The organism is Lysobacter olei, assembly GCF_054777355.1.
The window spans coordinates 67,715-81,568 of sequence record NZ_BAAHAT010000010.1; the positions used below are offsets into that span (position 1 = coordinate 67,715).

Genomic DNA, 13,854 nt, shown 5'->3' on the forward strand with positions numbered 1-13,854 from the left:
ATGAAGCCCTACGCAGACCTGGCGCGGGCCATTGCCCTCGCGGTGGTGGTGATGCTGGTCGCGGCGATGCTCTTCATCGGCGGCGTGTCGGCGGGCAAGGGACAGGCGGCAAAAGCGCTCGCTGCAACCGTGCACGAGGTGGCTGCTAAGGACGTGGCATTAGGCGCGGCCGCCGCCGCGTTGCGTGGCGCGGCCAATGTCCTGCGCGATGTGGAGCGCCAGGCCCAAGCCCGCATTGCCCGTGAGCGTGATGCCAAGCGCGATGCCGAGCGTGCAGGCATCGCCGCCGCCGCGGCTGAGCACGCGGCCAAGGCCAAGCTGGCCGAGTACCAGCGCCGCGAGCATGCCGCCCGGCGCAATCCCGGCTGTGCCGAGTTGCTGGATACCGACGTGGTGGCCGTATGCGGACTCTGACCCTCACCGCCACCGTCATGGCACTGGCGGCCTGCCAGACCACCCCGAAGCTGCCGCAGGTGCCTGAGCAGGTCACCGTGGTAGTGGAGCGCTACAAGCCGCTACCGAGCTGGGCCACTGAGCAGCTGGTCAAGCCGCTCGCCGCCAGCGGTAAGGTGGGCGACCGCCTGGAGAACGAAGAGGCCCGTGGCGGCGTGATCGACGTGGCCAACTGCCACCGCCGTCTGCTGGCCCGGCTGGACATGGGCGAGGCGGTCGACAAGAAGGAATGCGAACGGTGAGCCAGGCCGATGCTGCCTTCGCCGACATGGACGACGTGCTGTTCGACGAGTTCGGCGAAGCCGTCACGGTAGCGCGGGGCGCGACTACGGCGCCGGTGCGCGTGGTGCTTACCCGTGGCGTGGAAAGGCTAGGCGACTACGGCCAAGTGGTTGCGCGGGTGACCACCGCGATGTTCATCAACAGCGAGTGGCAGCCGGCGCAGGGCGACCTGCTTCACCTTGCCACGGGTGACCGGAAGATCGAGAGCGTCATTGACGACGATGGTCTTGTCACCACGGTGGTGCTGCATGGCTGAGACCGCGCGCAGCTGGGCGGTCCTCCAGGCGCTGCAGGCCCGTCTGCAGGGCATTACGGTGGACGCCGGCTACCGCACCGATGCCGGTGCCGATGTGCGGCTTGAGCCATCCCAGCTCGACGCCGGCGCGCCGCGCATCACGCTGTACAGCGGCGGCACGGTCCGCGGCGAACAGGCTTCTGAGCGCGAATTCACGCTCGTGGCCGAAGCGATGGTCCCGACCGACCTGGACGACGCGCACGCCCTGGTGGTCGCCATCGCCGAGGACATCGAGCAGGCGCTCGACGCCTACACGCCGATGCCGCAGGCGTTGCCGCTGCGGTTCCAGGAGTCGCTGTTCCTCGATCGTCCCGAAGGCATTCCGGCGATGGTCGCGCAGCTCATGTTCATCACGAGGTATCGGCGATGAGCGGGATCAGTGTGGGCGGAGCATTCGGTGGAGCCAGCCGCGCCAATCCCGCGGTGAGCTTCGACTTGGCAGGTGCACTCGCTGTCTCGCGCAACCTCGGGCTGCTCGAGTCGTCCTTGGGCAAGTTCGAGCAGCGGGCGCTCGGCACCGCGCAGCGCCGCCTAGGGCCACAGGCGCGAAGGGACATCCAGGGCGAGTACAACATCAAGGCCGCGCGGGTCACCAAGGATCTGCGAGTGAGTGCCCCACGCTTGGGCGATCTGCGCATCACCGGCTACTTCCGCGGTATCGGCATGCGCAACTTCGGCGCACGGCAGACCGGCAAGGGCGTGACCGGCTCGATCTTCAAGGGCAAACGCAGCCTGATCAATGGCGCGTTCTACGCCCCGCTGCTGGGCGGGGGTGACAACCGCCACGTCGTCGAACGCTTCGGCCCAAAACGCAAGATGACCGCGGGCAACTACATCGGGCAGCGCCGGCAACCGCTGGTGGTCGAGTACGGCCCCACCGTGGCGCAGATGCTGCGCAAGGAAGGCCGGCCGCAACGTCTGGCCGATTACGCCATCGGGCTACTGGGTGCCGAGATGGCGCGGCAGGTCGATTCGCACCTGCGCCACCAGGCCGCTCGCAACGGGAGTTCCGCATGAAGGTTCGCATCTACCGCCCGCACACCCACCAGCGTGTGGCCTATGAGCCCGGCCCGGACGGCATCGTTTTGGAGGTATCGGCCACGGATGCGGCATTCCTGAATCGGCTGGGCACGCTCGATCCGCCTCGCCGCGCAGCCCGCCCCGTTGTTGAGCAGCAACCCGAGTCGCCCACCAGCGATCCATCCGACGCGTGACGCCCCGGCGCTGACGCACTTCCACCACGGTCTACCCAAAGGATATTCCAATGAAAGATTTCAGTTTCCAGGGCAAGGTTTACGTCGGCACCCGCTTGGCGGGCGGCATCGCGGGCGCGCTGCGTTGGGTCGGCGACGCGCCGAAGTGCGACGTCTCGCTGACCACCGAGTCGGAGAACCGGAAGGAGAGCTATTCCGGCCAACGCCTCACCAGCGCCCGCCTGCGCAAGGGCAATGAGGCGACGATCGCCATGACGCTCAACTGGGCCGATGCCGACAACCTCGCGCTGGGCCTGTACGGCACCACCGCGGCGGTCGCCGCCGGCACCGTCACCGCCGAAACCCTGCCCACGGGCTTGGCCGCGGGCGACGTCGTGGTGCTGGACCATGGCGGTGTCAGCTCCCTGGTGATCACCGACAGCGCCGGCACGCCGGCCACCCTGGTGGCCGGTACCGACTATGCCCTCGACTCTGCCAACGGTGGCGTGGTCTCCATCAAGAACGTCGGCAGCTACGTTCAGCCGTTCAAGGCCGCCTACAGCCACACCGCCAGCAGCGACGTGAGCATGTTCACCGCGGCGCCGCCGGAGCGTTACCTGCTGCTGGACGGCGTCAACACCGTCGACGACTCGCCGGTGCGCCTGCGGCTGTACCGCGTGCAGTTCGACCCGGCCGCCACCCTGCCGCTGATCAACGAGGGCTTCGGCTCGATCGAGCTGTCCGGCGCGGTGCTGTACGACTCCGAGGCGGCGGCCGATGCCACCCTGGGTGGCTTCGGCAAGATCGAGCTGCCGACGGCGGTGGCCTAAGCCTATGGCGCGCAAGGCACCCAAAGCCGCGCCTGATGCCGTCGAGCCCAGCTCGGCGGCATCGGACCTGTCGGCGCTGCAGCCAGACGTAGCCATCACCATCGCCGGCCGCAAGCTCACGATCCGCGAGTACGCCTTCTTCGAGGGTCTGGAAGTCGCCGATCGAGCGGCGGCGTTCATCACGGACATGCATGCCCAGTGCGCTGACGGGTCGTTGACGTACGCGCGGGTCCGGCGTCTGTTTGGCAAGCACCAGACGGCAGTGGTCGCGATTGCGGCCCAGGCGGCCGACGTCGAGCTCGAGTGGTTGCAGGGGCTGTCGCCCAGCGACGCGGAACTGTTCATGTCGACCTGGTTCGCGGTGAACAGCGGTTTTTTCGTGCACGAGCTCGTCGTCGAGATGCAGGTGCAGCGCCGCAGCGCCCAGCCAAGTTCGACTGGTTTGGCGTCTTCGCCCGCCTCTCCGCCGCCGGGCTCGGCGACTTCGACCGACTCTCCCGATTCACCGAACGCCAGCTGATCGGCTTCACCGCAGCGCTTGACCGCTTGGACCGCAATCGTCGTGCCGACCTGATCGGGGACGTCGGAATGGCGGTGTGGGGTGGCAAGGAAACGAGCAACCGCGTCCGTGCACTTAGGAAACCCTGATGGCAAGCAATCGTGACTTCAACCTCAACCTGAAGATGCGTGCCGAGTTCGCGCAGGCTCAGGCTGCGTTGAAGGCCGCCCAGGGCAACATCGGGAAGATTGGCTCCGAGCTGGACAAGGTCAACAAGTCGGGTGCCGTTGCGCGCTCGGTGATGCTGGGGGTTGGCGCTGCGGCCGCCGCGGTGGCTGCAGCCGGTGTGGCGGCGATGGGCAAGTACATCGCCAACACCATCGAGGCTGAGAAGGTGCAGGTGCAGCTGGCCTCCCGCATCCGCGATACCGCCGGCGTCGCCGGGCGATCGTTGGCCCAGCTCAACGCCGAGGCGGAGAAGCTCCAAGGGCAGACCATCTTTGACGACGAAGCGATCGGCAGCGTCCAGGCGATGTTGCTGACGTTCAAGAACATTCAGGGCGTCCGCTTCGACCAGGCCACGGCTGCGGTCTTGGATCTGTCAACGGCGATGGGGCAGGACGCGCAGTCCGCTGCGGTGATGCTGGGCAAGGCCCTGAATGACCCGGTAAAGGGCGTAGTGGCGCTGAGCAAGGCGGGGGTCCAATTCACCACGGACCAGAAGGAGGTGATCAAGCAGTTGGTGGCCACTGGCGACATGGCCAGTGCGCAGAAGGTCATTCTGGACGAGCTGGCGGGCCAGATGGGCACGGCCGCTGAAGCCGCGCGAGACACGCTGGGTGGTGCCCTACAGGCGCTGGGCAACAGCTTCGACAACCTGCTGGAAGGGGACGCTGGAAGCGGCGGCATGCACGATGCCCGGGAGGCCGTGGAGGCCTTCAATCGGGCGCTGAACGACCCTGACATCAAGCGTGGTGTGGACAGCACCGTGGCTGGCATTTTCACGATCGCCAACGCGGCAGTTCAGCTGATCGCCAAGCTGGGCGATGCTGGCAGTGCGCTGGCGGAGTTCTTCGCCGACAACGAAGACAAGAGCCGGGCCTCCCTGCAGAACCTCCTGAACGAAAAGGAAAGCCAGCTGTTCGCCATCGAACGGCAGAATCGCGGCTCGCTCCCGTTCCTGCGCCGGGACACGGGGGCGCTGAAAGCTGAGATTGCGGACCTGGCGCGATTGCTCGACCTGCGCGACCGAGAGGCACGTGCGGCGGGCAGGCCTGGAGTTGAGGTCACCGGCCGCACCAGCACGCCCGGCACTGGCCGATGGGCCAACGTCAATACTGACCCCAGTTCTACAGTAGTTGTCCCCCCGAGGAAGCCGAAAGGCCCAAAGGCTACCGACCCTGACGAAGCTGGCAGGCGCCGCCTTGAGAGCCTGCGCGAGGAACTGGCGCTGCTCAGCTCGCTGGAGGCAGGCGAGACCAAGGCCACCGACGCGGCCAAGCTGCGCTATGACCTCGCCGAAGGTGAACTGGCCAAGGTCAGCCCGGCGCTAAAGCAGCAGCTGCTCGACCAGCAGGCGCTCGTCGACAAGAAGCAGGCCGAGATCGCCGCCGCTGAAGAGCACCGTAAGAAGCTCGAGGACCTGGGTGAGGCCTACCAGGACCTGCGGGCGGAGCTGCGCACGCCGACCGAGGTCGCACTCGACGAGGCGATCGCCAAGGTCAACACGCTCAACGAGGCGCTGAAGGCGGGCGTGGCCACGGCCGACGGCTATGGACAGTCGCTGGATCGGGTTATTTCTGGCGCATTCGAGAAGGCCCCCAAGTTCGGCGGGCTTTCGCCGGAGGTAGGTGGGGCCTTCAGTGAGCTGACCCGCCTGGATACGGCTCGTGCCGATCTGGAGAAGTGGTACGCCGAACAGCTGGATCTGCTGACCCAGTTCCGCACGAAGAAGGTCGGTGTGCAGCAACAGTGGGATGCGCAGGAACTGCAGATCCATGCGCAGCACCAGGCAGCCCTGCAGCAGTTGGAAGCCGCCAACGCGCAAGTCATGCTGGCGGGCACGGCGGCGACGTTTGGGCAGCTGGCCGACATCGCCAAGGCGTACGGCGGCGAGCAAAGCAAGACCTATCGGGTGCTGTTTGCCCTAAGCAAGGGCTTTGCCGTGGCGCAGGCCGCCGTCGCACTGGCGCAGAACGTGGCGGAGGCCAGCAAGGCCGGTTTCCCGCAGAACATCGGCTTCATCGCCGGAGCGCTTGCCCAAGGCGCAACGATCGCGTCGCTGCTATCCCAGGCGAACTACTCGGGCGGCGGCGGGTTCGCCGAGGGCGGCTACACAGGCCCAGGTTCCAAGTGGCAGCCCGCCGGCGTCGTGCACGCCGAGGAGTTCGTGGCACGCCGCGAGGTGGTGAGGCAGCCTGGCGCCCGGGCGTTCCTGGAGGACTTCAACGACCGCGGAATGGCGGCGCTCTACGGTTGGGCCAACAGCGGCTATGCGGAAGGCGGTTTCGTGGGTGCGCCATCGGTCGTGCCCGAGCCGGACTGGGGTGCCACCGGTGGCGGCATGCAGGCCAGCGTCAACAACCGCATGCGCATCTACCTGCTGAACGACACCGACCAGCTGATGGAGCGCTTGGCCAATCACCCGCGCTTCGAGAAGGCCGTCGTTGCGCACGCCGGTGCCAACGGTAACGCCATCCGGGCGGACTGGTAACCGATGCCGTACGCAGCCGCTACCGACAAGATCTGGCCGGTCCCGCCCGACTGGCGCTCCGGCGTGCAGGAGCGGCTGTCGTGGCTCACGGACCTGATGCAGGCCAACGCCACGGCGGTGAGCCAGCACCGGGGCGTGCGCACCGGCCCGCGCCGCCGCTTCACGTTCGAGGTGTTGGCGGACGGCCAGGCGCGGCGGGTGGCGGACATGCTGCTGGCGGGCCACCGGGGGGCATGGCAGCTGCCCATCTGGCCGGACGTGCAGTGGCTGGGCGCGCCGCTGGCGGCCGGGGCGGTGGCGATCCCGTGCGAGACGGCGGGCTATGACTTCGTCGTTGGCGGCCGGGCGCTGCTGTACTCGTCGGTCAACCGCTGGGAGCTGGTGCAGATCGATACGATCGCCGCCGACCACATCACGCTGAGCGCGCCCACGACGCTCGCCTATGGCCGCGGTGACCGGTTGTACCCGGTGCGCCGGGCGTGGGCGCAGGACGGCGCGGAGGAGACTCTGCACAACGATGAGCTGGGGCGGCGCAGCCTGGCCTTCGACATCGACGAACCGTGCGACTGGCCGGTGCTGAGCAGCCCGACCGAGTACCTGACGCATCCGGTGCTGGATGTCCGCCCCGACGAAAGTGACGACCCCAGCAGCAGCGCTTCGCGGCTGGTGCAGACGGTGGACTACGCGAGCGGCCTGCCGTTCCGCCACGACCTAGCCGGCCTGAGCCTGCGCGCCCAGCAGAGCCACTGGAAGCTGGTCGGCCGCGCCGAACACAGCTGGTACCGCTCGCTGCTGTACGCCCTGCGCGGTCGGCAAGTGCCGATCTGGGTGCCCAGCTGGGCCGCTGACCTCAAGCCGGTCTCGGCCATTGCCGGCGGCAGCATGGCGCTGTCCGTGGAGTGGGCGGGTTACACGCTGTTCGGCCTGGGCAAGCACAACCGCAAGGATCTGCGCATCGAACTCAACGACGGCACCGTGTACTACCGCCGCGTCACCAATGCGGTGGAGGCGGGCGGTACCGAGGCACTGACGCTCAACGCGACGCTATCCGGCAGCAGCATCGCTGCGGGCAGCATTCGCCAGGTCTCCTTCATGGCGCTGAGCACCTTGGCCAGCGACGAGATCGAGATCGAACACGAGACCGATGCCGACGGCATCGCCACGTCCACGACCGGCTGGCAGGCGGTGGTGCCCGATGTTTGAGACCTTCGAGCTCGGCCGCTTTACCGGCCGCCCGGTTCACCTATTCGTCTTCACTCGGCAGGGCCTGACGTGGCGCTATGCCAGCAGCGACCGCGACATCGTCATCGGCGGCAACACCTACCTCGCCGCGCAGATCGAACGCAGCGAGATCAAGGTCACCGCCGAGCGGGCCAAGGACCGGCTGACCATCAAGCTGGCCTACGTGCGCGACCCGGCCGCGCCTGAGTTCCCGGTCACCCAGCCGCTGGGCGACAACTGGCACCCGTACATCCCCAGCGACCCGGTGCACGTGGTGTGCCTGTCCACCCATGTGGGCGACACTGACCCGCCGGCGGTGGAGTGGATGGGCGTGGTCACCCAGCCCAAGTTCGGCGACGTGGAGTTGGAGCTGATCTGCGAGCCCACCAACGGCTACGCCCGCGCCCGCAACCAGGGGCCGAAGTGGCAGCGCGGCTGCTGGAAGACGGTCTACTCCGAGGGCCTGCGCGGCTGCAACCTCAGCCGCGATGCCTTCAAGGTGGATGGCACCCTGACCGCAGTCGCAGGCCTCACCGTCACCGCCGCCGCCTTTGCCACCGCGCCGCTGCCGCTGGTGGGCGGCTACCTGACCTGGACGCGCACTGACGGGCTGGAGGAGCGCCGCTCGATCATGGCGCACACCGGCGACACGGTGACGCTGCTGTACGGGGCGGCGGATCTAGCGGGCGGAATGGCCGTGACCGCGCGGCCCGGCTGCCCGCGTACATGGGCGGCCTGTGAGGCGCGCAGCAACACCGTCAACTACGGCGGCAGCGTCTACAAGCCGGTGAAAAACCCGATGGATGGAGTGTCGATGTCATGGGGCTGATCGCTCGCGCCGGGCGCCTGCGCTACGTGTGGTCGTGGCGCGCACGCTACTGGTGGCTGGACACACGGAGTGGCGAGGCCGCGCATTGGGTGTGCGTGTGCCTGGGCGCGCTGGTCAGCGTGGTGCAGGTTGCGCGCATGTTCATGGCCGCTGCTGTTCCACCGGCGGCCGGCGAGCCGGCCAAGGCCGTCTACTGGTGGGTGGTGCAGCTGATCATCGCCATCATCGCGGCGATCGTGGCGTACAAGATGCGCCCCAAGGTCGAGCCTGCCAAGCCCGCAAGCGGTACCCAGCCGACGGTGGAAGACGGCCAGTCGGTGAAGCACTACTTCGGTACCTGCTGGATCGAGGACGAATTCCTGCTGGCGTGGAAGCAGATGGGCACCATTCCGATCAAGACCAAGGGTGGAAAGAAGTGAGCGAAGTATTGATGGTGACCACCCGCCACCTGTTCACCATCCCCGGCTTCAGTCGGCGCAACGGCTTCTGCCGCAGTGGCGCCCGTGCGTGGTTCAAGCGGCACGGACTGGACTGGCAGGACTTCGTGCGCAACGGCATCCCAGCCACGACGTTGGAGGCCACAGGCGATGGCTTGGCGCTGGCGGCGGTGGCGTGGGCGCGCAAGTGCGAAGCGGGGGTGATCGGTGGGCGGTAAGAACAAGTCGCAGACCGTCGGCTACTGGTACAAGGTGCTGTACCACGCCGGCTTGGGTGCGGGGCCCATCGATGCCTTCCTCGAGTTCCGCGGCGGCGACAAGACCGCGTGGCGGGGTGAGCTCGCCAGCAGCGGCACCATCAGGATCTTCGCCCCTAACCTTTGGGGCGGTGAAAAGGACCAGGGAGGCATCTGGGGGGACGTCGACCTAATGTTCGGCGAGGCCACCCAATCGCCAAATCCGTACCTGCTGGAAAACCTTGGGAGCCAGGTGCCGGCGTGGCGAGGCTTGGCCACCCTGGTGTTCAAGGGCGGTCGGTATGGCGCCATGAACCCCTATCCCCAGAAGGCCAGCTACAAGATCCGGAAGATCAAGAAGGGGTGGGACAACGACGCCTGCTGGTATCCGGAGAAGGCTGAGATTCCCTACGGCAGCGGTGGTGATAGCACCGGCGGCTATTTCCTTGTTAGCGCCGGTTCGGAGGTGACGAACGTTGCAGGCGGCGAAACCGTCTACGGGACCGTGGCCGGAGATTTCGTCGGGACCGCAGACGAAATCGGGGCCTACTGCATCAATGTGCGCAACACCGCCGAAGCGGGGAGCTATACCCCTGAGGGATCGGTACTGGTTGGGATCCATCCCGATGATCCAAGCCAAGCCTACATTTCCGGATGGTCTGCCGAGGGTGGCCCGAACGTGGGCATCGCAGGTGTTCCGGTTACTGCCGTCTGTCCGCTCGGGTACGCCGTGTCCTATGTGGAGAATGGCGACGAGTCCAGCATTGGCGTCGACCGTCCCACGATCAATTGCACCCTGAGCTATGTCGGGGTTGGCATGAACCCGGCGCACGCGCTCTACTACGCGCGGACAAGCAGCGATATCGGGCGGGAGCCGACGGCTAACCTCAACGCGGCCAGCTATGCAGCGGCAGCAGACAAGCTGCACGCGGAAGGATTCGGGATCTGCACGGCCTATGATCCGGGTCAGGAAAGCCTGGAAGAGTTCGAGCAGCGCATCTGTCGTCTGATCGGTGGAAGTGTCAGCCAGAGCTTGGTGGATGGGCAGTGGTACCTGGAACTGGCGCGGGAAGACTATGTTCTGGCGGACCTACCGGTCTTGACCGATGAAGACATCTTGGCGTTCAGCGAGCAGCCCACCACGCTTGACGGCACCATCAACAGCCTGAGCGTCAGGTACTTTGACCCTGAAAGGAAGGAAGCTATTACCACGCCGCCTGCCCAGGCACTGGCGCTGGTTGATGCCTTCGGTGTTGTCCACCAAACCAACGACTATCCGGAGATCCCGAGCAGCGCCTTGGCCGCCCGCGTTGCAGAGCGCGACCTGCGAGCGGCTGTCACGCCCACGCGGGCGTTCGAGCTGACGACCACTCGCAAGGCGCACAGCTGGCGCAGTGGCCAATACTTCCGCCTGCAGAGTCCAAAGCGCGGTATTGCCGACATGGTGTGCATTGTCGGCGAAATGCAGACAGGGACGCTGCGCAGTGGCGCAATCAAACTCAAAGCGGCCCAGGACATCTACAGCCTGCCGACCGCTGGATTTGTCGAGGTGGAGCCCGGCGTCGACACTGGGCCGTCACCGATGCCGCAAGCGATCACTGCGCAAAGGGCCTTTGAGGCCCCCTACACCGAGGTCGTGCAGGCGCTGTCGAGGGCGGATCTGGATGCCCTCCCCAGTGATGTCGGGTTCCTGATGGCCGTGGCGGAAGATCCCGCCTCCAGCCGCGACTACAGCGTCAGCGTGGCTCAAGACGGCCTGGCCTATGCCACTGTGGCCAGCGCGGATTGGTCGCCCGCCACCACGATTCTGGGCGCCGCCGGGCGGCTCGAAACAGCGTTCTTCATTGCCAGCGGATCCAAGCTTGGCGAAGTCGTCGTTGGTTCGGCGGCGATTTGGGATGATGAAGTCGTGCGCGTCGACGCAATCGATGCCGTTGCCGGAACGATGAGTCTAGGCCGGGGATGTGCCGATACGGTTCCGCAGGAGCATTTGGCAGGGAGCCGCATTTGGTTCTATGGCGTCTCTGCTGCCGCAGATGTTACGGAGTACACCGCAGCGGAGACGATCAGCGTCAAGCTGCTGACGAACACGGGCAGCCAGCAGTTGGCGGAACCGCTTGCCACTACGATGACAGTCGACTTCGACTCGAGGGCAGCTCGGCCATACCCTCCCGCGGGGCTGAAGATCAATGGCGACGCCTATCCCGCCGCCGCTTACGGCGCGCTGACAGCCACCTGGGTGCACCGGGACCGCGTATTGCAGGCCGACCAGCTGCTGGATGCCACGCAGGCATCGGTCGGCCCTGAGCCGGGAACCACCTACACCGTCCGCTGGTACAGCCCAGCGGGCACTCTGCTGAGCACAGAGGCCGGCGTATCTGGAACCGCGTCGAGTCCTTATACGCCGCCAGCCTCAGGAACGGTACGCGTCACGGTTGAGTCTGTGCGCGACGGCCTGGGCAGCTGGCAGTTGGCCGAGCACACGCTCGCATGGGCGGGGACACCGCCAGACGTTCGGATCAGCGAATCCGGCGATCGACGAATCACTGAGGACGGCGACGTCCGCGTTACGGAGTAAACACGTGGCAGACATCAAGATTTCCGAATTGACTTCAGCCGGGACGCTCAGCGGGACCGAGTTGGTCGAGGTCGTACAGGGCGGGGCGAACAAAAAGGCCACGGTTCAAGCCATTGCCGACCTCGCGGGTGCCGGGCAGGGCTGGTTCAACGTGGACAGCTACGGCGCGATTGGGGACGCGGTACAGCGCAACGACGCTTCGGTTACCAGCGCTGACGCCACGCTGACCTCCGCTGGCGCCGCGTTCACCGCGGGCGACATTGGCAAGCCGATCCTGATCGCCAAGAGCGACTTCAGCGTCGTGCAGATCACCACGATCGCGTCCATCAACTCAGCCACGTCCATCGAACTGACGGCGGCGGCCACCTTCACCGGCACCGACAGTTACATGGTGTATGGCTCCGACGACACTACGGCGATCCAGTCAGCGATGGACGCAGCGGCGGCGGCCGGCGGGGGCACGGTCTATGCGCCGGGGCGCTACGTGGTGGCTGGCGCGCTGCAGGACACGACGCGTTCCAACGCCCAACTGCTGCTCCCGCGCATCGACGCGGTGGACAGCGAGCAGATCAGCATCGTGCTGCGCGGCGCCGAGCCGCCGCCGGTCGGGTTTAGTGTGGTCGGAGTGACCCCGTTGCCAAACAACCAGTCGGTGATTTATGGCCTGCTAAACACGGGAACTGGCGCATTGATAGGCGCCCACGGTCCGGTGGGTACTTCCGAGGACTTCACGAATCTGTCCCTGCAGGTGCGGAACCTGACAATCCGGATGCCACCGAACCCGGTACTAACCGCGTGCAACTTCTCAAAGGTTGCAACCATCGACATGGACCACTTCGTGGTGGACTGCGGGAGCTACCACATCCAAGGGCTTGCCGAGCCCACGACGGCAACCAGTTACGGAATCCGTTGCCCGTCGAACAATAACAGCGCTTTGACGCGGCTAGGTACGGTCAACGTCGCCGGGTTCTACAACGGCTACGAGTTCGCAGAACACGCAAACGGCTTCGGCACCCAGGCCGCTTGGGGCTGCAAGCGTGCTTTCGTCTTCGCAACTGGAACTAACCACGCCAGCCACTTCCAGCGGTTGATGACAGTCCACTGCCAGCGCGGCATCGTGGCTACCGGCACCCATTACGTGGACATCGCGCAGTTCAACATCGAGCACGCCGCGTCCGGCTGGTGGGTGACCGCGGCCGACGTGGACGACGCGAGCCACTACCTCAGCGGGTCGCTGGTGTGGCACGTGGTGCTGGCCGGCGTTGGCGTGGATACCACCTTCACCGTGAGCGGCGCGGCCAGGCTGGCCATCCGGCGAATCGGGTCCAATGGCATTCCGCAGTTCAGCCTGAGCGCGGCTACCACGCTGGACGCACGGCATGCCAACGCCCACGTCCTGCACCCGAGTGCAGACACCACCGCACGCACCTTCAATATCCCCGCCAACAGTGCGACGCCGTACCCTATCGGGACCGCCATCACCTTCGTCAACCAAAATGGCGCGGGCGTCGTCACCATTGCCATCATGACCGACACCATGCGACTGGCCGGCGCGGGCACCACCGGCAGCCGCACGCTGGCCGCAAACGGCATGGCGACAGCCGTCAAGGTCACTGCTACGGAATGGATCATTTCCGGCTCGGGCCTGACCTGATGAGCGCGATCCAGCAAATCCTGGCGGCGCTCCAGGCGGCCAGCAGTGGCGGGGCCGCCGTCACTTGGAATCCGTCCGATAAGGGTGGGAACATCACCCTATCCAGCGGCAACTTGACGGCCACGAAGGTCACGGCTGATGGCTATCAGTCCGTCCGCGCCACGGCGGGACGTGATGCTACCCATGCCGGCGGGTACTACTTCGAGGTGCAACTGAGCAGTGCTGGCGGCACGGCGCCGTATGCAACGATTGGCATCGGAACGTCCGCGTCCCCCAATGTGGCATCAGAGTACGTTGGACAGACAGCGACCTCGTACTCTTACTATCAGGAAACCGGGACAAAGATCACCAATGCCACAGGCACAGCCTACGGCGCTAGCTACACTACTGGCGACGTGATCGGCGTGCTGGTCAAGAACGGCAAGGTCTACTTCCGAAAGAACGGCACGTGGCAGAACAGCGGTGATCCGACTGCTGAAACGGGCTTTGCGTTCAGTGGGCTGACGGGCACCGTATACCCCGTGTTTTCGCCCTACCGCGCATCGGGTGGCGTCCCCCATGTGGGCGTCGGCCGCTTCAAGGCCACCGACATCAGTGGCAGCCTGCCCAGCGGAGTAGCGGCTTGGGAGTGATG

General features: G+C 66.2%; 16 protein-coding genes. All 16 read left to right on the plus strand.

All coding sequences use genetic code 11. The features are described 5' to 3' along the window. The 16 genes from ACYVBS_RS13770 (at position 1) to ACYVBS_RS13845 (ending at position 13,852) form a co-directional block, all read left to right on the plus strand. Complete coding sequence (locus tag ACYVBS_RS13770; RefSeq protein ID WP_460824303.1) at positions 1-414, plus strand: hypothetical protein; 414 nt, start codon at positions 1-3, stop codon at positions 412-414. After that, positions 402-695 (plus strand): hypothetical protein, encoded by a 294-nt coding sequence (locus ACYVBS_RS13775; RefSeq protein WP_460824304.1) that lies wholly within the window; start codon positions 402-404, stop codon positions 693-695. The genes ACYVBS_RS13770 and ACYVBS_RS13775 overlap by 13 nt, the downstream gene beginning before the upstream one ends. Further along, positions 692-991, plus strand: a complete 300-nt coding sequence (locus ACYVBS_RS13780) for a head-tail joining protein (protein WP_460824305.1) — start codon at positions 692-694, stop codon at positions 989-991. Before ACYVBS_RS13775 ends, ACYVBS_RS13780 begins: the two co-directional genes overlap by 4 nt. Beyond that, positions 984-1,400: a hypothetical protein gene (locus ACYVBS_RS13785; RefSeq protein WP_460824306.1), complete on the plus strand. Its 417-nt coding sequence runs from the start codon at positions 984-986 to the stop codon at positions 1,398-1,400. The genes ACYVBS_RS13780 and ACYVBS_RS13785 overlap by 8 nt, the downstream gene beginning before the upstream one ends. Then, positions 1,397-2,047 carry a hypothetical protein gene (locus tag ACYVBS_RS13790; protein WP_460824307.1) on the plus strand — a complete coding sequence of 217 codons (651 nt, stop codon included), beginning with the start codon at positions 1,397-1,399 and terminating at the stop codon, positions 2,045-2,047. Before ACYVBS_RS13785 ends, ACYVBS_RS13790 begins: the two co-directional genes overlap by 4 nt. Further along, positions 2,044-2,244 carry a hypothetical protein gene (locus tag ACYVBS_RS13795; protein ID WP_460824308.1) on the plus strand — a complete coding sequence of 67 codons (201 nt, stop codon included), beginning with the start codon at positions 2,044-2,046 and terminating at the stop codon, positions 2,242-2,244. Before ACYVBS_RS13790 ends, ACYVBS_RS13795 begins: the two co-directional genes overlap by 4 nt. Before the next feature lie 50 nt (positions 2,245-2,294). After that, on the plus strand, positions 2,295-3,053 hold the full coding sequence (locus ACYVBS_RS13800) for a phage tail tube protein (protein WP_460824309.1): 759 nt from the start codon (positions 2,295-2,297) through the stop codon (positions 3,051-3,053). 4 nt (positions 3,054-3,057) lie between these two features. Then, complete coding sequence (locus ACYVBS_RS13805; protein WP_460824311.1) at positions 3,058-3,573, plus strand: DUF6631 family protein; 516 nt, start codon at positions 3,058-3,060, stop codon at positions 3,571-3,573. A 127-nt stretch (positions 3,574-3,700) separates the two neighbouring features. Further along, entirely contained in the window at positions 3,701-6,265 is a 2,565-nt protein-coding gene (locus ACYVBS_RS13810) for a hypothetical protein (RefSeq protein ID WP_460824312.1), read from the plus strand. 3 nt (positions 6,266-6,268) lie between these two features. Continuing rightward, a complete protein-coding gene (locus ACYVBS_RS13815; RefSeq protein WP_460824313.1) occupies positions 6,269-7,468 on the plus strand; it encodes a hypothetical protein in 1,200 nt (399 codons plus the stop codon). After that, positions 7,461-8,315, plus strand: a complete 855-nt coding sequence (locus ACYVBS_RS13820; RefSeq protein WP_460824314.1) for a phage BR0599 family protein — start codon at positions 7,461-7,463, stop codon at positions 8,313-8,315. The genes ACYVBS_RS13815 and ACYVBS_RS13820 overlap by 8 nt, the downstream gene beginning before the upstream one ends. After that, positions 8,306-8,734, plus strand: a complete 429-nt coding sequence (locus ACYVBS_RS13825) for a hypothetical protein (RefSeq protein ID WP_460824315.1) — start codon at positions 8,306-8,308, stop codon at positions 8,732-8,734. The genes ACYVBS_RS13820 and ACYVBS_RS13825 overlap by 10 nt, the downstream gene beginning before the upstream one ends. Beyond that, positions 8,731-8,970 carry a hypothetical protein gene (locus ACYVBS_RS13830; RefSeq protein ID WP_460824316.1) on the plus strand — a complete coding sequence of 80 codons (240 nt, stop codon included), beginning with the start codon at positions 8,731-8,733 and terminating at the stop codon, positions 8,968-8,970. The genes ACYVBS_RS13825 and ACYVBS_RS13830 overlap by 4 nt, the downstream gene beginning before the upstream one ends. After that, positions 8,960-11,566 (plus strand): phage tail protein, encoded by a 2,607-nt coding sequence (locus ACYVBS_RS13835; RefSeq protein WP_460824317.1) that lies wholly within the window; start codon positions 8,960-8,962, stop codon positions 11,564-11,566. The genes ACYVBS_RS13830 and ACYVBS_RS13835 overlap by 11 nt, the downstream gene beginning before the upstream one ends. A gap of 4 nt (positions 11,567-11,570) precedes the next feature. Further along, the gene (locus ACYVBS_RS13840) at positions 11,571-13,220 is read left to right on the plus strand and encodes a hypothetical protein (RefSeq protein WP_460824318.1); all 1,650 of its coding nucleotides are present in this window, start codon (positions 11,571-11,573) and stop codon (positions 13,218-13,220) included. Beyond that, a complete protein-coding gene (locus tag ACYVBS_RS13845; protein WP_460824319.1) occupies positions 13,220-13,852 on the plus strand; it encodes an SPRY domain-containing protein in 633 nt (210 codons plus the stop codon). The genes ACYVBS_RS13840 and ACYVBS_RS13845 overlap by 1 nt, the downstream gene beginning before the upstream one ends. Positions 13,853-13,854 lie beyond the last annotated feature (2 nt).

Coding starts and splice junctions, on each gene's coding strand:
- ACYVBS_RS13845 (WP_460824319.1), top strand. CDS start 13,220: ATGAGCGCGATCCAGCAAATCCTGGCGGCGCTCCAGGCGGCCAGCAGT.
- ACYVBS_RS13820 (WP_460824314.1), top strand. CDS start 7,461: ATGTTTGAGACCTTCGAGCTCGGCCGCTTTACCGGCCGCCCGGTTCAC.
- ACYVBS_RS13795 (WP_460824308.1), top strand. CDS start 2,044: ATGAAGGTTCGCATCTACCGCCCGCACACCCACCAGCGTGTGGCCTAT.
- ACYVBS_RS13785 (WP_460824306.1), top strand. CDS start 984: ATGGCTGAGACCGCGCGCAGCTGGGCGGTCCTCCAGGCGCTGCAGGCC.
- ACYVBS_RS13825 (WP_460824315.1), top strand. CDS start 8,306: ATGGGGCTGATCGCTCGCGCCGGGCGCCTGCGCTACGTGTGGTCGTGG.
- ACYVBS_RS13790 (WP_460824307.1), top strand. CDS start 1,397: ATGAGCGGGATCAGTGTGGGCGGAGCATTCGGTGGAGCCAGCCGCGCC.
- ACYVBS_RS13770 (WP_460824303.1), top strand. CDS start 1: ATGAAGCCCTACGCAGACCTGGCGCGGGCCATTGCCCTCGCGGTGGTG.
- ACYVBS_RS13800 (WP_460824309.1), top strand. CDS start 2,295: ATGAAAGATTTCAGTTTCCAGGGCAAGGTTTACGTCGGCACCCGCTTG.
- ACYVBS_RS13775 (WP_460824304.1), top strand. CDS start 402: ATGCGGACTCTGACCCTCACCGCCACCGTCATGGCACTGGCGGCCTGC.
- ACYVBS_RS13815 (WP_460824313.1), top strand. CDS start 6,269: ATGCCGTACGCAGCCGCTACCGACAAGATCTGGCCGGTCCCGCCCGAC.
- ACYVBS_RS13805 (WP_460824311.1), top strand. CDS start 3,058: ATGGCGCGCAAGGCACCCAAAGCCGCGCCTGATGCCGTCGAGCCCAGC.
- ACYVBS_RS13810 (WP_460824312.1), top strand. CDS start 3,701: ATGGCAAGCAATCGTGACTTCAACCTCAACCTGAAGATGCGTGCCGAG.